Here is a 16734-nt window from a genome sequence, read left to right as displayed (position 1 = left end):
GTGGAACCGGCCCAGCCCGTTCCCCATCCGGCCTGCAAGGACCTCTGACATCGATCGGACGACGCACTGCACCCGATACCCGATCGGATGCCGGGCGTCGTCCGGCTATGCTCAGGGATGACTCGCCGAGGGCCGTTAGCTCAATTGGCAGAGCAGCGGACTTTTAATCCGTTGGTTGTGGGTTCGAGTCCCACACGGCCTACCAGACCCTTCAGGGTCGGAACCCCCGTTGACCTGCGTAAACGGGGGTTCTTCCGTCTCCAGGGGCTGATCGGTGGCGGAATCCGCGGCCGAGGTGGTCACCAAGTGATCACACTCGTCGTCGGCAGGATCGTGTCCGTGCTCGACCCGTGGGGGCGCCGACGCCGTGAGCGCTCGGACGGGGACGGGCGTAGCGACAGCGCCGCCGTCAGGACTGCGCCCACTGCTGGAGAAGCGCCTCGCGTTCGGCCGGCCGCGGGCTCTTCTTCTCGCCGTGCGTCTGTCCCCAGGCGCTGAGGACGTCCAGGGCGAGGGTCCCCGCAACCAGACGGTCCAGTACCCGATGGGACAGCTCCACCTCGCGAGGGGTGTACGCACCCGCTGCGGCCGAGTGGGTGATCAACTCGGTGGCGTCGTCGGTTGTTTCGACCCGTACGGTCATTTCCCCCGGACCCTCGGCCCCGCCGAGCCCGGCGGCCGTGAGCACCGCGTACAGCGTCATCGACAGGTACCGGCCGGCAGCGCCCTTCACCGGCGCATTCACGACGGAGACGGAACTGAGGTCGGACCAGATCCAGTTGCCGGACTGCGGGCCGATCGCTTCGAGGCCCGCTGCGGTCACCCGGACTCCGGGACCCGACTCGGCAGCAGGCGCACCGAGGTAGATCTCACTGTCGGTGACCCAGAAAAGCCCGACCATTGCCACTGTTGACTCCACTGTGCACATATCTCACGGATGCGATCCGGCAGTTGGGCCGCAGAGGCCCGGTCCGCTGATCAGCCAGTATTCTCCACATCCTCCAACAGGCCTGGCTCTACCGTTTTGAGCCGGGGTGTTTCCGGCCTTCGCGGCGGTTGGCGCAGGGACCGTTCGAGCCGGGAGCCGGCGCGGGCGGGTCGCGTGGACCAGTGCCTCGCCGGGCGGCCGGCTCAGGGAAAGGGGCGGGCGGGCCGGGTATCAGCGGGAGCGCGATCCGCTCGGCTGCGACGGCAGGTCGTCGCCGGCGGACGACGGCCAGTTCTCCAGCAGGGAGTGGAGCGCCTCGATGCCCCGCTCCCACGACGCCTGTACGTCACGGGCCGCCTGGAAGCCGCCGTTCGCCTCCAGGCTGCTGTAACCGTGGAAGGTGCTGCGCAGCAGTCGTACGGCGTCGGTCAGGTCCGGCTCGGAGAGCCGGTAGGCGCGCATCATCGCGTAGGTGGCCTCGATGAGGCGGCGCGGCCCGGATGCGAGGTCCGGCGATGACGCGTCGAGGGCCGACTGGCCGATGCGGCTCTGCGTCGCGGCGTACCGCCCGGGGTGCTCCAGGACGAACGTCCGGTACGCGCCGGCGAACGCGGTCAGGGCGTCCTTGCCCGCCCGGCCCGCGACCGCCGCCGAGATGCGGTCGGCGAAGTCGCGGGTGGCGAGGAGGGCGACCCGGGTCCGCAGGTCCGACACGCTCTTCACGTGCGAGTAGAGGCTCGCGTCCTTGACGCCGAAGTGCCGGGCCAGCGCGGACACCGTCACGTTCTCGAACCCGGCCTCGTCGGCGAGATCCGCCGCGGCCGCGACCACGCGGTCGGTGCTGAGTCCGGCACGAGCCATACGACATCTCCGTCCATCAACCTAGGTGGTTTAATCAATTGCCTAATGCCTCTAGGCAATCGTAGCGTCACGAACATGAAGGCACTCACTGAGCAGGACATCCGCGCCTCGTTCGTCAACTGTTCGAAGGGGGAGGCCCTGCGCCTCACCCTGCCCCGCGACCTCGTCGAGCGGCCCTGGGGCGATCTGGACTTCCTCGGGTGGCGCGACCCCTCCGCCCCCGATCGCAGCTATCTCGTCGCCGAGCGCGACGGCCGGCCCGTCGGTGTCTCGCTCCGCTTCCCGTCCCGGCAGCGGGGATACCTGCACCGCAGCATGTGCTCCCTGTGCCTGACCACCCATCCCGGGGACGGCGTCTCCCTGATGACGGCCCGCAAGGCGGGCCGGGCCGGCCGCGAGGGCAATTCCGTCGGGGCGTACATGTGCACCGACCTCGCCTGCTCCCTGTACGTACGGGGGATCAAGGTCCCGGTGCCCGGAGGCCGCTTCCAGGAGTCCCTCACGGTGGACGAGCAGATCGAGCGCACCCGGAACAACCTCTTCGGCTTCCTGGACCAGGTCTCCGGATGACCCGACCGGCTCTCCGGATGACCGGACCGGCTTTCCGGATGAGCTGAATGGGGCTCCGGGGGTGCAAGGTCGTCCGACGGGTGGGAAAACTGGAGGTATGGCTACCAAGGCACTTCTGGAGGGCGGCCCGGACGATCTGCAGGGAAAGATCGTGCCGATCACCCCGCCTGGCCAGGAGCTGAAGATTCCGCATCGCGGCGGCTACGAGCACTTCAAGGCCACGACGCGGCACGAGGACAGCCCGGAGGGGCGGCTCACCGTTTACGAGTGGTGGGAGCGGACCGAAGTCGCTGAATAGTCGCTGGTCAGCAGGGCTCGGCCAGGGCGGGACAGGTGGACTGCCGCCCGGGCGGTAGCTGTTGCACGCCGGTGACAGTTCCGCGATTGTTCAGGCGATCTTGAGCGGCGAAGATAAGCACATCGCCGCCCGCCGGACAGGGGAAGCGAACGGGGCGTGAATCCCGTTCAGAACCGGACGTGCCGCGGCGATTCTCTCGTCGTACCGCATCGCATGGCATCGCTTCGCAGTGCCTTCCGCCGTCCGCTGTCCGGCCATCCACCGGCAGCGCGGCCCTACAGATTCCTTGGGGGGAGTCCACCATGTCCGCACGCCTGTCCCGCCGCCTCGTCGCCGCCACCACCGTCACCGCCGCGGCCGCCATCGGCGCCACGCTCGTGCCGTTCACCGCCTACGCCGCTCCGGTGGACTCCAGCGCCGCGCCGCTGACGTTCGCCTCCGGCCGGCCGCAGCCTGCGGGTGCGCTGACCCGCGGGGGCGCGAGCAAGTCGTTCACGTTCACCGTGAAGAACGTGTCGGACAAGCCGCAGGACTACTGGGGTTCCGTCTTCGCCTCGGCGGAAGGGCCGGCGCCGATCAACGCGGAGCAGGTGAAGTTCGACGTCGAGGAGATCTCCGCGCCGGACACCGACTCCGGCTCCGGATCCCAGGACCAGTCGATGGTGGGCGCCTTCTACCCGGCCGGCAAGGGACCCGCCACCGCGTTCAAGATCCCCGCCAAGGGCGAACTGAGCTGGAAGGTGACGGTCGGCCTCAGCAAGGACTACCCGTCCATCAACGGTGACCTCAAGGTGATGTTCGACGCCGGCCCCGACAAGGTGCAGGACGCGAGCGCCGGGAACGTGACGTTCGACGTGGACCCCGAGGGCAAGGGCGGCGACCTGGAGGCGAAGTTCGGCGTCGGCAAGGGCGACGTACTCCAGCTGAACAAGACGACCGAGATCGACCTCTCCCTGCGCTCCAAGGGCGCGGGCGTCTTCGACTACGGGCTGGGCACCTCGTTCGAGCTCGTCGGCCACGGCACCGTGCTCCCGAAGGTGGAGGTCAAGGTCTACGAGTACGGCCAGTGGGTGCGGCCGAAGCAGACGAGCGAGAACACCTGGGGTCTGCCGGTCCTCGACGGCGGCTTCGGCAACGGCGCCACGCACACCTACAAGCTGCGCCTGACCGTGAAGGACCTGAACGGCGTCAGCAAGGACACGACCGTGGGCCTGCGTGCGAGCACGCACCTGGTCGTCGGCAACACCTACCCGTTCGCGGGCGCCGACGCCGAGCTCCCGCTGAAGGTGGCGAAGGGCGGCACCACGCCGTCCGCGACTCCGTCGGCGTCCACGAAGCCGTCGGCAACGGCCACGCCCTCCGCGTCGGCCACCCCCTCGTCGACCTCGTCGGCCTCCTCGTCCGCCGCGGTCACCACCACGTCCGCCACATCCCGCACGTCCGGTGGCACCGCCACGACGACCGGCGCCCTCGCCCGTACCGGTTCGTCCAGCACCACCTGGTACGCGGCCGGTGCCGCCGCCGTGCTGCTCGCCGCGGGCGGTGCGCTCACCGCGCTCCGGCTGCGCCGTCGCTGAGCCGCGACCGCGGCTCGGACGGGCTTCTGCCGAGCCCGGCGAGGAAAATGGATTGGATCTTGCTCCGCATGGCGTAAGGTGGTGTTCACCGACGCGGGGTGGAGCAGCTCGGTAGCTCGCTGGGCTCATAACCCAGAGGTCGCAGGTTCAAATCCTGTCCCCGCTACTGAAGGCCGAAGGCCCGGGACCACATGGTCCCGGGCCTTCGGTGTTTTCGCGGACCTTCGCGGACCTTCGCGGACCTTCGCGGACCCTCGCGCAGACTCGCGCCCACCCTCGCCCACTCGCCCGCCTGCACCGCTGTGAGACCCAGCCCCGCTCCCTTGACCTTTACGTAACGTCAAGTTCTAACGTGAAGGTCATGGAGTGGTCGATCCAGGAGATTGCCAGGAAAGCCGGTACGACGAGCCGCACGCTCAGGCATTACGGAGAGCTGGGGCTGCTCGCACCGAGCCGGATCGGCAGCAACGGCTACCGCTATTACGACCAGGACAGCCTCGTCCGGTTGCAGCGGATCCTGCTGCTGCGCGAGCTGGGCCTCGGGCTGCCGGCGATCGCGCAGGTCCTGGAAGGCCAGCGGGACACGGCCGCTGCCCTGCGGACGCATCTGAAGCTGCTGGAGCAGGAGCGGGAGCGCATCGGGCGGCAGATCGCCTCGGTGCGGACCACTCTCGACCGGACGGAGAAAGGAGAGGAACTCATGGCGGAAGAAGTCTTCGACGGCTTCGACCACACGCAGTACGAGCAGGAGGTCACCGAGCGCTGGGGCCGCGAGGCGTACGAGAAGGGCGACCGCTGGTGGCGCTCGCTGAGCGCCGAGGAGAAGAAGGCGTTCCAGGACCGTCAGGTCGCGATCGCCCGTGACTTCGGGCAGGCTCTGAAGGACGGACTGGCGCCCGACAGCGACGAAGCACAGGCGATCGCGCAGCGGCAGTGCGAATGGCTGTCGGTGACGACCACCCCGACCAGGTCGTACGTCATCGGGCTCGGCGAGATGTACGTCGCCGACCCGCGCTTCACGGCGAACTACGACCGGCACGGGGAGGGGACGGCCGTGTTCGTCCGTGACGCGATGAAGGTCTACGCGGAGCGCAACCTCAGCGACGACTGAGGCGCTACCCGTCTGCCGGACGGACGGGAGCCGGTCACCGGGAGGGCCCCCTGGTGACCGATCAGCCCGGACTGGTTCCGGCTGGTCCTGATGGGTACCGGCTGGTCCTCGCCGGTCCTGGCTGGTCCGGTTGGCCGATGGCGAGTCGCCGAGCGGCGCGGCTCCGGTCAGCCTGAATGGGGCGCGGTACCGTCCGCACCCTGGGCGGACCTGGCAGGAGACCACTGGTGGGGCAGCGAGAAGGCGACAACGGACAGCGGCGGGACGGTGGCCGCAGGATGGTCCGGGTGCTGCCCTTCCTGCTGATCGTGGGCGGGATCTTCTTCGACCTGGGCACCCCGGAGTCGTACACCGCGTCGCCGCTCTTCGCCGCGGCACCGCTCGTCGCCGCCCCCTTCTTCTCGGCGCTGTTCACCCTGCTGACGGGCGTCGCCTCCGTCGCGGCGGTGGCCGGGCTGCATGCTTACAACGGCACGGCCTCCGACATCCCGGCCGTGACGGAGCTGCTGACCGTGTTCACGGTCTCCGTGCTGGCTCTCTTCATCAACCAGGTCGTACGCCGCAGTGGCCAGCGCCTCGCGTCCGCGCGCGTCATCGCGGAGGCCGCACAGCGGGCCGTGCTGCCCACGCCGGCCGACCGGATCGGCGGGCTGCAGATCGCCGCGCGGTACGAGGCGGCGCAGGCGGACGCGTTCATCGGCGGGGACCTGTTCGCCGTGCAGGACACTCCGCACGGGGTGCGGCTGGTGGTCGGGGACGTACGGGGGAAGGGGCTGGACGCGGTCGAAGCGGTGGCCGTGATCCTCGGGGCGTTCCGGGAGGCCGCCGAGCAGGAGTCCTCGCTGGAGGGGGTGGCACAGCGGCTGGAGCGGGCGCTCGCCCGGGAGGGCATGCGTTCCGGGCTCGACGCGTTCGAGGGCTTCACCACCGCCGTGCTCGCCGAGATCCCCCACAGGGACGGAGTGGTCCGGATCCTCAACCGGGGCCACCCCCCGCCGCTGCTGCTGCTCGCGGACGGCGCGCTGGGCATGCTGGAGCCGCCCGAGATCGCGCTGCCGCTGGGCATGGGGGATCTGGGGGCCTCGCCGGACCGGGCGTACGAGACCCCGTACGCGGCCGGTGCCACGCTCCTGCTCTACACGGACGGGCTGACCGAGGCGCGTGACACGCACGGCGTCTTCTACGATCCGCGCGAGCGCCTGGGCGGCCGGGTCTTTTCCGGACCGGAGGAGCTGCTGGACGCGGTCGTCGCCGACGTACGGCGGCATACGGGCGGCCGGGCGACCGACGACATGGCGCTGTTGGCGGTCACCAGGCCCGGGGAACGGCAGCCGGAGCGGCGCAGGACGATGCCGGTGGTTCCGTGAACGGGACGCGGCGCCGCCAGTGGTTCCGTGAACAGGAAGCTGCGCCACGGAACGTAATCGAAGGACAGCCCTCCGCATAGCATGTGACCCACCGTCAGAAAGGGCGACCGGATTGAGGGGGAGTCAACTCGCCCGATTCGGGGTTGTTGTGCCTGAAAAGTCCAGGCCAATGTCGCTAACGATCAATGGGAAGAGCTTGGAATCCGCCCCCCGTGTCTATTAACGTTCGATAACGCAGCGCGGTCGTCACAGTCGTCGCAAGAGACGGCACCGTGCGCACGCGCCGAATCCCGCAAGGGAACCGGGGAACCACCTATTGGGGTGAATCGGGCACTTCGCGGTGCTCGTAGGAGACCTTCCTGCTCCGAACCCGTCAGCTAACCCGGTAGGCGATAAGGAAGGAAAGGAGAACGCCTCCGTGGCGTCCAACGAGCCTGCCCTCCAGGAACCTCCCACCAGCGAGTGGGTCCCCACCGACGAGTGGGCCCCGGCCACCGGGGCGGAGGAATGGAACCCGACCGAGGAATCGGTCCGTCCGGTCCGTGGCAGGCATCGCGTCGTCAAGCAGCGCAACGGACTCGCGCGGAGCTCCACCGTTCTCGGAGTCGGCGTCATCGCCGCGGTCGGCGCGGGTGGCATGGCCACCGCGCAGAACAAGCCGCCGGTCTCCATATCCCTCCCCGACGCCATCACGGACCACCTCCCGGACGCGGATTCGCTTCCCGGCGTGGGCTCCCTCATCTCCTCGGACGACTCCGACTCGGAGAACCGGAACAACGCACCGCTCACCGCCTTCTCCGTTGCCGACACGGCCGCGGACGACGGGCAGAGCGCCGGTGATGCGGGCGAGGCCCTGCGCGCCCGCATCCTCCAGCAGGCGGAGCAGCAGCAGGCCGAGGCCGAGGCCGAGGCGAGGGCGGCCGCCGAGAAGGCCGCCGCCGAGAAGGCCGCGGCGGAGGCGAAGGCGCAGCAGACCGCGGCCGCCGAGGCCGCCGAGGCCGAGGCCGCCAAGGCCGCCGAGGCGAAGCGACTGGCCGAGGAGGAGGCCGCGCGCAAGGCGGAGGCCGAGCGGCTCGCCAAGCTCGCCGCGAGCTACTCCCTCCCGACGTCCTCGTACACGATCACCTCGACCTTCGGCCAGGCCGGTTCGATGTGGTCCTCCGGCTACCACACCGGCCTCGACTTCGCGGCGCCCACGGGTACGCCGGCGAAGGCCGTGCACGGAGGCACCGTCAAGTCGGCGGGCTGGTCCGGGTCGTACGGCTACCGCATCGTGCTGGAACTCGAGGACGGCACCGAGGTCTGGTACTGCCACCTGTCGTCGATGACCGTCGGAGCGGGGCAGACCGTCGCCACGGGCGAGACCATCGGGCGCGTCGGCGCGACCGGCAATGTCACCGGACCGCATCTGCACCTGGAGGTGCACACCCCGGGCGGCGACGGCATCGACCCGATGGCGTGGCTGCGCGACAAGGGCCTCTCCGTCTAGGACTTGTCCCGGGCTGGGCCCGGACAAAGCCGTAGTCCTGATCAGTCACGGTTCACACTCGAGTCACCGGCAGCTCTGGCGCACCCCCCCGACGCCTGAGCTGCCGGTTTTTCGTGCGCGGTGTGGTCCGCGAGGCCGCGGCGATCCGCGTTCTCCGCTACGCCCGGTACGGGTTGTAGTCGCCGTAGTCCAGATACGGCGGTGGCTGCCACACCCGGCCCGTCGCACGCGCCGCGTATGTGAGGGCCGGGGCCGCGACGCTCCTGCGCTGCCAGAGATGGTGGAGCAGCTCCTGCTCGCGGGCGACGAAGTCAGGGCCCCCCGCGCCGCGCTGGGCCCGGTGGCGCAGGAAGGCCAGCGAGGTCGCGAAGGCCTCGTACTCGGAGACGGCGCGGGCGGCCGCCGGGCCGTGGGTACGGCGGGCCATGTCGCGGGCCACGGTGCGCGCTCGCATGGAGGACAGGGCGAGCGGTTCGGCAGGGGCGAGCCAGCCGGCCGCGGCGTACGCGGGCAGCTCGGCCGCGACCGTACGCAGCTCGCGCTGCCGGGTCCAGATCGCCAGCCAGGTCAGCAGCCCGAACGCCGGCACCATGAACGCCGCGTACACGGCGTAGAACCCCAACGGGCCGAACCTCGCGGAGCCGTTCCACAGTGCGTGCATGCCCATCGCGAGGGTGAGGCCGAGCAGCGGCAACACGGTCCTGCGGAACCTCCGGCGCCGGGCGGTGATCGCCGCGAGGCCGAACCCGATGCCCGTCAGCACCGTGAACAGCGGATGCGCGAACGGCGACATCACGATCCGTACGAAGAAGGTCGCGGCGGTGACGGACGCGAAGCCGGACGTGCCGAACGCCTGGTCCTCACCGAAGGCGTTGCCGAGGTACAGGATGTTCTCGGTGAAGGCGAAGCCGGTCGCGGTGAAGCCGGCGACGACGACACCGTCGACGATGCCCGTGAAGTCCCGTCTGCGGAAGAGGAAGAGGAGCAGCACGGCGGCCGCCTTGGCGCTCTCCTCCACGACCGGGGCGATGACGGTCGCGCCGATCGTGTCCGCGTGCGACGGATCGGCGGTCGCGGTGGCTATCCACTGGGTCGCGAACGAGTTCGCGATGATCGCGACAAGGGCGGCCGCGCAGGCGCCCCAGGCGAAGGCGAAGAGGAGATTCCGCCACGGGCCCGGCTCGACCCGGTCCAGCCAGCGGAACGCCGCCATCAGCAGCGGGACGGGCAGCACGGCGAGGCCGAGGCCGACCAGAAAGCCTTCGGTGCCGGTCTGTTCACGGACCAGGGCGAGGATGACCAGACCGGACAGCGCGAGCAGGGTGATCAGGGTCCCGGCACGTACGGTCTTGCTGCGCCAGAAGTCGCGGCGCGGCTTGTAGCGCCAGCGCGCACGCTCGGGTACGGCGTCGAACAGCGGCTGTTCGTCGCAGGCCGGGACGGCCGGGCGGGCGGCCAGATGCGGCTGCGGGGACCAGTCGGACACCCGATGACCCTAACGAGGGGCACTGACAGTGCGCGATGGTGTTATCGGCCCCGGGCGGTGTTACCGGCGGTCGGGGCCTCGACCGTTGCGGTGTTGTCGGTGGTCGGGACCGTGAGCATGGCGATGTTACCGGCGGTCTGGGATTACGGCCGCGGCGGTGTTGCCGGTGGTCGGGAGTCAGGCCGTTGTGGACTACCGGCCGTGGGTGTCACCGGCTCCGGCGGCGGAAGAGCAGATCGTGCACCACATGGCCCTTGTCGAGGCCCTGGCCCTCGAAGCGGGTCAACGGGCGGAAGGCGGGGCGGGGCGCGTAGCCGCCGTCCGCCTGCGTGTTCTCGAAGTCCGGGTGAGCGGTGAGGACCTCGAGCATCTGCTCGGCGTACGGCTCCCAGTCGGTCGCGCAGTGCAGGACCGAGCCCGGCTTCATCCGGCTCGCCGCGAGGGTGAGGAATTCGGGCTGGATCAGCCGGCGCTTGTGGTGGCGCTTCTTGGGCCAGGGGTCCGGGAAGTAGACCCGCAGCCCGTCGAGCGCGTCCGGCGTGAGCATCTCGCGGAGCAGGATGATCGCGTCACCGTTGGCCACGCGGACGTTGGTCAGACCCGTACGCTCCGCGAGCCCGAGCAGATTGCCCTGGCCCGGCGTGTGCACGTCGACGGCGAGAATGCCGGTGCCGGGGTCGGCCGCGGCCATTTGCGCGGTCGCCTCGCCCATCCCGAAGCCGATCTCCAGGACGACCGGCAGCCCGTCGAACATCTCGTCGAGGTCGAGGATGCGCAGTCCGTCGATGTCCAGCCCCCACGTGGGCCACAGCCGCAGCAGGGCATCGCCCTGCCCCGCGGTCACCCGGCTCCGGCGCGGCTGGAAGCTGCGGATCCGTCGCTCATGGTGCGACCCGGCAGGATCGGCGGCGGGCCCGCCGGGAAACCGCGGCTCGCCCTTGGCCCGGGTGGTGACGACGCGCGCGCCGCTGACCTGGGGGCCTTCGATGGTGACGTTCTCGAACTCAGACACAATGCCCCGATTGTACGGCGCGGGCCGTAACCGGGGCTCCGCCCCGACCCCGCGCTGCCGCCCCGCCCTAAGGGCCGCCGCCCCCGGTCCCTGCGCCTCACGCTCCCCCCTGCGCCCTGCGCCTCACGCTCCGCCTGCGCCGTGCGGGCACGGGGAGACCCCAGCGGTGCTCAGAACGAGCCCATCCGGTCCGGGCCCGCCCTCAGGCGATGTGCGCCAAAGCTCGCCTCGCCACCTCGCGGCCGATCGGGAGGGACGCCGTCGCCGCAGGGGAGGGCGCGTTCAGCACGTGGACCGTGCGGCGGGCCTCCTTGATCAGGAAGTCGTCCACGAGGGTGCCGTCCCGCAGCACCGCCTGGGCCCGCACCCCCGCGGCCGCCGGCCGCAGATCGTCCTCCGTGACGGCGGGCAGGAGCCGGCGGACGGCCGTGGTGAAGGCGCTCTTGGAGAGGGAGCGGTGCAGCTCGCCCGCGCCGTATCGCCAGTGGCGGCGGGCGATGCTCCAGGAACCGGGCCAGCTCAGCGTGGCCGCGAGCTCGCGCGGGTGGACGGTGGACCAGCCGTAGCCCTCGCGGGCCAGGGCCGGGACCGCGTTCGGCCCCACGTGGACGCCGCCCTCGATGCCCCGGGTCAGGTGGACCCCGAGGAAGGGGAATGCCGGATCCGGCACCGGATACACCAGGCCACGCACCAGCTCGGGGCGCGCCAGCTCGTAGTACTCACCCCGGAACGGGATGATCCGCATACCCGGCTCGTCGCCCGCCAGCCGCGCCACCCGGTCGCACTGCAGCCCCGCGCAGTTCACCATGGCCCGGGCGCGGACGATCCGCCCGGAGGCCGTACGGACCGCGACACCCCAGGGCCGCCGGTCGACCGCCCGCACCTCCTCGCCGTAAAGGATCTCCGCGCCCGATGCGCCGGAGGCCTCCGCGAGCTGCGCCGCGACCGCACCGAAGTCGCACACCCCGGTCGTCCCGACCTGGATCGCCGCGAGTCCCCGCACCTGCGGCTCGTACTCCGCGATCTGCGCCGGGCCCAGCTCGCGCACCGGAATCCCGTTCTCCCTGCCGCGCTGGACCAGGGCGTGCAGCCGGGGCAGCTCCTCGCGCTCGGTGGCGACGATCAGCTTGCCGGTGACCTCATGCGCGATTCCGTACTCCGCGCAGAACTTGACCATCTCCGCGGCCCCGCGCACGGCGAAACGTGCCTTCAGCGACCCCGGCCGGTAGTAGATCCCGCTGTGGATCACTCCGCTGTTCCGCCCGGTCTGGTGCCGGGCGGGGCCCGACTCCTTCTCCAGCACCACCACGGAGGTGCCCGGCGCCGCGCGCGTCAGGGCGTACGCCGTCGAGAGGCCGACGATCCCGCCACCGATCACCAGCACGTCGCAGTCGTATGCCGCCGTCATCGAACACCTCCCACCCAGGCTGCGCCGTCCCACGTGACACGGCACCTGATCGCGGCCGCGCCGCGGGCCGACCCCCCGATGATGCACTGGCCCACCGACAATCGCGTTAAACCAGGTGGGACACGCCTCACGTGAGCCGTACGGCTCACGCCGGAGCCATCAGCAGCGGCCTGGCCCGTTCCCGCAGCTCCGCCACGCGCGGTTCGTCCCCGTACGGCTCGAGCCGGTGCAGCAGATCCCGTACGTACTCCGTCGTACGCGCGGACGAAATCCGGCCCGCGACCTCCACCGCCCGGGTGCCCGCCGCGCAGGCGGCGTCCAGGTTTCCCGACTCCAGTTCGGCCACGGCGCTCACCACCAGGCGCAGCCCGTGCGAGCGGACGAACTCCTCCGTCGGCCGGGACAGCGCCTGCTCCGTGAAGCGCCGCACCTGCCGCGGCGCCTTCAGGTCCCGGTAGCACTCGGCGGCGTCTGCCGCGAACCGGTCGTAGGAGTAGAAGCCCAGCCAGGACGGGTCCCCGTCGCCTTCCCGGGAACGCTCCAGCCACGCCTCCGCGGCCCTCAGCGCCGCTCCGGCCGCGGCCGCGTCGCTCGCCTTCGCGTGCGCCCGCGCCTCCACCAGCCGGAAGAAGCTCATCGTCCGGGCGGTGGCCAGCCCGCGGTTGCGCTCAACGGCCGCCTGCGCCAGGTCCACGCCCTCGTCGGCGAAGCCCCGGTACGTGGCCTGCAGCGACATGGAAGCCAGGACATAGCCGCCCAGCGGTACGTCGGCGGCGGCCCGCGCGAGTCGCAGCGCCTGGATGTAGTACCGCTGTGCCGCCTCCTGCTGGCCCGTGTCGAAGGCCATCCAGCCCGCCAGCCGGGTCAGCTCCGCGGTCGCGCCGAACAGCGCACGGCCGACCTCGTCCGAGTACGAACCGAGCAGCAGCGGCGCCGCGTCGACCCGTAAGCACTCCGGGACCATCGACGAACGCCAGTCGCCGCCGCCGTACTTGGAGTCCCAGCGCCGGGCGTCCTCCGCCGCCTCGCGCAGCTTGGCCACATCGCTGTGGCCCACGCGGACATGGCTGTCCTCGGGGACGTCCGTGCCTTCCGCGCCCTCGGCGCCCTCAGCGCCCGCCGTGCCCTCTACGGTGCGCTCCACGTTTCGCTCCACCGACGAGTCGGCGGGGGTTATCAGCCAGCGGGACGCGGGCGTCGCGTACGCGCTCACCGCGAAGGAGCCCGCCAGCGACTGCCAGATCCCGCCGCCGCCGGCCCGCCTGCCCGCTAGATCCAGCCGGTACAGCTCGGTGGCCGACTTCACCGCCTCGCCCACGTCGCGCGGGAAGGCGAGCCCGACCTCGGGGGCCGGGTCGGCGTCCGCGAGCCCGATCTCGTGCAGCGGCACCGGGCGGCCCAGCTTCTGCCCGATGGCGGCGGCGATGAGATGGGGTGCGGCGCCCTGCGGCACCATGCCCTTCGACACCCATCTGGCCACCGACGTCTTGTCGTAGCGAAGGGTCAGACCGCGCTGCGCTCCGAGGTCGTTGACCCGCCGGGCGAGACCGGCGTTGCTGATTCCCGCGAGGGCGAGAACGGTGCCGAGCTTTTCGTTCGGCCCGCGTTGCTCCCTGGACATGCGCCACCCCTCGACACACAGACGGCCGCCGGGCGTCCGGTCCGGCGTTCGTGCTGCGTTCCCCCCGTGGGACTACCCCACGGATCCCGGCCGCAAGAGCGCGTGGCCGAGCCCCTCGGAATATGCACCCCCCGCGGAGAACAGCAGTGACACACAGGGTAGTTCGCCGCATCCCGACCGTTAAGAGGCGGTGTTCCGTATGGCGAGATTGTTGTGTGTTCGACGGACGAACGGCCGCTGGGGCGTGCTCCGGGTGTGTGGCCGTGCGCCCGTCCGTGCGCTCTCGTCCGGCCGGAACGGGAGCGCTTGCATGAGTGCTGCGTGGGTCGGCCCGCTGGCTAGGGATCCAGTGGGCTGGGGGACACCGCCGTCTCAATCCCCGCGGGCGGCGGACCGGTCCGGGAGGCGAACAGCGCCTCCCGGACTGTGCGTCTGTACGGATGTCTGCACGGATGTCCGGTTCCGTGATGCCCGAAGATTGGCTGAATGTCGCCCTTCCGTCGGGCGGCTTCCGGGTTTGCCGGCGGCTCAGCGGTCGGTTCGCGATCGGTTCGCGGTCGATGCTCAGTCGGTCGGCGGGTCGCTGGGAGGCCGATTCGAGGCCGGTCCGAGGCCGCACTTCGCGGGTAACGCCGACCGTCGGCAAATGGCCAATGCCAGGGGCGCGTTCACTTTTTGCGCGCGCGACCCGGAGCCCCTCCTGTGCGCTGTTGTCGTGGCAGCATGTCTTCATCGGGTGTGCCGAATCGGGTGTGCCGAGGGTTGTCCACAGGCTGTGGAGGCGCGATGCGGTGGCTGGTGGGGTGGAGCAGTATTGCCGCAAGCTTCGGCACGGCGGGCGCCGTGGGTACCCGGTCCTCCGATCCCGGCGAAGCGAGCCGCACTGTTCACCCCGTCGGCGCACAGCTCCTGTGGGGGGATCCCGATCCGCTCTGGGCCGTCGGCGACTGGCGGCCCGACGAGATCCGCGTCGTCACCGTCGACCCTCCCCCGGGCTCCGCCGGCGGGACCCCCGTCACCCGCCTTGCCGTACTGGGCTGTTGCGCCGCCGGCGACGAGGAGCTGCGCGTCGGGCTCTTCGCGGCGCGCGGCGGGGCGCTGCGCCATCTCACCGCCTGGGCCGGCAGCTACACCGCGGTCGTCCAGGTCGGCCGCCGGATCACCATCGCCGGTGACCTGGCCGGCGCACGGCCCGTCTTCTACACGCCCTGGGCCAACGGCACGGCGTACGCCACGGCCGCGCTGCCCCTGGCCGACCTCATCGAGGCCCAGCTCGACATCGGGCACCTCGCCGCGCTGCTCGCCTGCCCGGAAACCCCCGAGGCGCTGCGCGACTCCACCCCGTACGCGGGGGTCAAGCGGATCCCGCCCGGCCACGCGCTGATCCTGCGTGAAGGCTCACGCGAGATCGCCGGGTACGAGCCGGTCGCCTCGCTCGCCGTCGCCGCGCCCCAACTCGACACACGCCGGGCGGTGGACGCGATGCGGGACGCGCTCGTCGACGCCGTACGCGCGAGACTCACCGCGCCCCGGCACGCGCCCGAGACGCTGCCGCCCGACCCCGGGCCCGTGCCCGGAATGGGCCCGGCGGAACGGCGCGCGGCACGGGGCGCGCCCGCTCCCGGCATCGGCGCGGACCTCTCCGGAGGCGTGGCTTCCGGGACCCTCGCGCTGCTCGCCGCCGGGCTGCCCGGCGTGCCCGGCACGATACTCGGCCACGGCACGGGCGCGGGGGAGCGGCTGCTGGCCGTGACCTTCAACGACCTGGCCACGCCGCAGGGCCGGGAGGCCGAGATGGAGCGTGCCCGGGCCATCGCCGCGAACCCGAGGCTGCACCACGTGGTCGTGGCGGCGGGCGAGGAGGCGCTGCCGTACGCCGGCCTCGAAGGACCGCTGACCGATGAGCCGGGCCCCTCGCTCGTCGAGGCCGAACGCAACAGGAGGCGGCTGGCGTCCGGGAGCGCCGACCACTTCACGGGGCTGGGTGCCCGCCAGGTACTGGACGCGCATCCGGCGCGGCTCGCGGACCTGCTGATGGACCGACGGCGGCGGCCGCTGCTCCGTCCCGTCTCGGCGCTGGCCCGCGCGTCCGGCCCGTCCGCGGGCTCGCTCCTCGTCCCCCTGACGGTCTACCGGGCGGCGCGGCGGCTCGCGCGTACGCCGTACCGGACCGGGCTCGAGTCGGCGGCGGCGCGGCTGCCGGAGGCGAACCGTGCCGCGACAGCGGTGAGCGGGCCCCTGGGTGCGTCCCTGGCGGCCCTCACGTGGTCCCGGCCGGGACCGGCGGCGCGATGGCTCACGGGCGAGGCGCTCGCTGAAGTATCGGTTCGCCTGCAGGAGGCGGCGACGCGACCGACGTCGGTGCAGCGTCCGGGGGAGGCGCGGGCACGCGCCGCGCTCGCGCGGCATGCCGCGGATCACCGGGTGCTGGAGCAGGCCGCGGAGGTGCGCAGCCAGCGGCTGCACGCGCCGTTCCTCGACAACCAGGTCGTACGGGCCGCGCGCGATCTTCCCGAGGCGCTCCGGGTACAGCCCGGGGCGCGGGCCGAGGTCCTGCGCGCCGTGCTCGCGGGCGCGGGCATCCACGATCTGCCGCCGGGCTGGGGCGCGCCGTCCCATGCGGCGTCGACCGCCGCGACGCGGGCGGGCCTGCGGGTCTCCCTGCCGGAGCTGATCGGGCTGTTCGACACGCCGCTGCTCGCCGACGCGGGGCTGGTGGAGGCGCGAGTCGTCCGCAAGGCCCTGCGGGCGGCGTCGGAGGGCGAGCCGGTCCCGCTGGACGGCCTCGCGGACCTGGTCTCCACGGAGCTCTGGCTCCGGCGGCTGCTGGCGCGGCGGGGCACGTGCTGGACGGGGACGGCGGCGCCGCGGCAGCGGGCGGTGGCGGCGGGGGTGCCGCCGAGGCGGACGTTGCAGGCGTAGGCCGCTCCGGGGTGCGGGGCGCCTCCGGCGGGGGCGGTGACGGTGTGCCCGGTGCCTTGACGGCGTCCGGTGTGTCCGTCCTCA

General features: G+C 71.7%; 13 protein-coding genes, 2 tRNA genes and 1 riboswitch. Of the genes, 9 read left to right on the top strand and 6 right to left on the bottom strand.

Annotated elements, in window-relative coordinates:
• The first annotated feature begins 129 nt into the window (after window positions 1-129).
• A tRNA-Lys gene (locus AC0699_RS25835) sits at window positions 130-205 on the top strand.
• Between the two features lie 204 nt (window positions 206-409).
• Here the strand turns inward: AC0699_RS25835 and AC0699_RS25830 are convergent.
• Together AC0699_RS25830 and AC0699_RS25825 are read right to left on the bottom strand one after the other, a co-directional pair.
• Window positions 410-907: a hypothetical protein gene (locus tag AC0699_RS25830; RefSeq protein WP_478664498.1), complete on the bottom strand. Its 498-nt coding sequence runs from the start codon at window positions 905-907 to the stop codon at window positions 410-412.
• Between the two features lie 252 nt (window positions 908-1159).
• On the bottom strand, window positions 1160-1789 hold the full coding sequence (locus AC0699_RS25825) for a TetR-like C-terminal domain-containing protein (protein ID WP_478664496.1): 630 nt from the start codon (window positions 1787-1789) through the stop codon (window positions 1160-1162).
• A 75-nt stretch (window positions 1790-1864) separates the two neighbouring features.
• On the opposite strand from AC0699_RS25825, the gene AC0699_RS25820 reads away from it, so the two are divergent.
• The 7 genes from AC0699_RS25820 to AC0699_RS25790 all read left to right on the top strand — a co-directional run bounded on the left by AC0699_RS25820 (window position 1865) and on the right by AC0699_RS25790 (window position 8201).
• On the top strand, window positions 1865-2359 hold the full coding sequence (locus AC0699_RS25820) for an FBP domain-containing protein (protein ID WP_478664494.1): 495 nt from the start codon (window positions 1865-1867) through the stop codon (window positions 2357-2359).
• A gap of 97 nt (window positions 2360-2456) precedes the next feature.
• Window positions 2457-2657 carry a DUF5988 family protein gene (locus AC0699_RS25815; protein ID WP_453663284.1) on the top strand — a complete coding sequence of 67 codons (201 nt, stop codon included), beginning with the start codon at window positions 2457-2459 and terminating at the stop codon, window positions 2655-2657.
• A gap of 302 nt (window positions 2658-2959) precedes the next feature.
• Window positions 2960-4234 (top strand): hypothetical protein, encoded by a 1275-nt coding sequence (locus tag AC0699_RS25810; RefSeq protein WP_478664492.1) that lies wholly within the window; start codon window positions 2960-2962, stop codon window positions 4232-4234.
• A 92-nt stretch (window positions 4235-4326) separates the two neighbouring features.
• A tRNA-Met gene (locus tag AC0699_RS25805) sits at window positions 4327-4400 on the top strand.
• A gap of 195 nt (window positions 4401-4595) precedes the next feature.
• The gene (locus AC0699_RS25800; RefSeq protein ID WP_478664489.1) at window positions 4596-5345 is read left to right on the top strand and encodes a MerR family transcriptional regulator; all 750 of its coding nucleotides are present in this window, start codon (window positions 4596-4598) and stop codon (window positions 5343-5345) included.
• A gap of 278 nt (window positions 5346-5623) precedes the next feature.
• On the top strand, window positions 5624-6712 hold the full coding sequence (locus tag AC0699_RS25795; RefSeq protein ID WP_478664689.1) for a PP2C family protein-serine/threonine phosphatase: 1089 nt from the start codon (window positions 5624-5626) through the stop codon (window positions 6710-6712).
• A gap of 271 nt (window positions 6713-6983) precedes the next feature.
• A riboswitch (cyclic di-AMP (ydaO/yuaA leader) is annotated at window positions 6984-7119 on the top strand.
• An 11-nt stretch (window positions 7120-7130) separates the two neighbouring features.
• Complete coding sequence (locus tag AC0699_RS25790; RefSeq protein WP_478664484.1) at window positions 7131-8201, top strand: M23 family metallopeptidase; 1071 nt, start codon at window positions 7131-7133, stop codon at window positions 8199-8201.
• Between the two features lie 157 nt (window positions 8202-8358).
• On the opposite strand, the gene AC0699_RS25785 is transcribed toward AC0699_RS25790, so the two are convergent.
• From AC0699_RS25785 to AC0699_RS25770, 4 genes are all read right to left on the bottom strand, one after another.
• Window positions 8359-9687, bottom strand: coding sequence for a PrsW family intramembrane metalloprotease (locus AC0699_RS25785; protein ID WP_478664481.1), 1329 nt, complete (start codon window positions 9685-9687; stop codon window positions 8359-8361).
• Between the two features lie 208 nt (window positions 9688-9895).
• A complete protein-coding gene (gene trmB, locus AC0699_RS25780; RefSeq protein ID WP_478664686.1) occupies window positions 9896-10675 on the bottom strand; it encodes a tRNA (guanosine(46)-N7)-methyltransferase TrmB in 780 nt (259 codons plus the stop codon).
• Window positions 10676-10901: 226 nt separating this feature from the next.
• Complete coding sequence (gene lhgO, locus AC0699_RS25775; RefSeq protein WP_478664477.1) at window positions 10902-12107, bottom strand: L-2-hydroxyglutarate oxidase; 1206 nt, start codon at window positions 12105-12107, stop codon at window positions 10902-10904.
• Between the two features lie 145 nt (window positions 12108-12252).
• Entirely contained in the window at window positions 12253-13728 is a 1476-nt protein-coding gene (locus AC0699_RS25770) for an MFS transporter (protein ID WP_478664475.1), read from the bottom strand.
• Between the two features lie 786 nt (window positions 13729-14514).
• Here AC0699_RS25770 and AC0699_RS25765 point away from each other — a divergent pair.
• Complete coding sequence (locus tag AC0699_RS25765) at window positions 14515-16650, top strand: asparagine synthase-related protein (RefSeq protein WP_478664471.1); 2136 nt, start codon at window positions 14515-14517, stop codon at window positions 16648-16650.
• The last annotated feature ends 84 nt before the right edge of the window (window positions 16651-16734 follow it).

The organism is Streptomyces sp. NPDC043870, assembly GCF_056435785.1.
The sequence above is the reverse complement of the archived record's forward strand: the minus strand, read 5'-3'. Positions and strand labels throughout refer to the sequence as shown.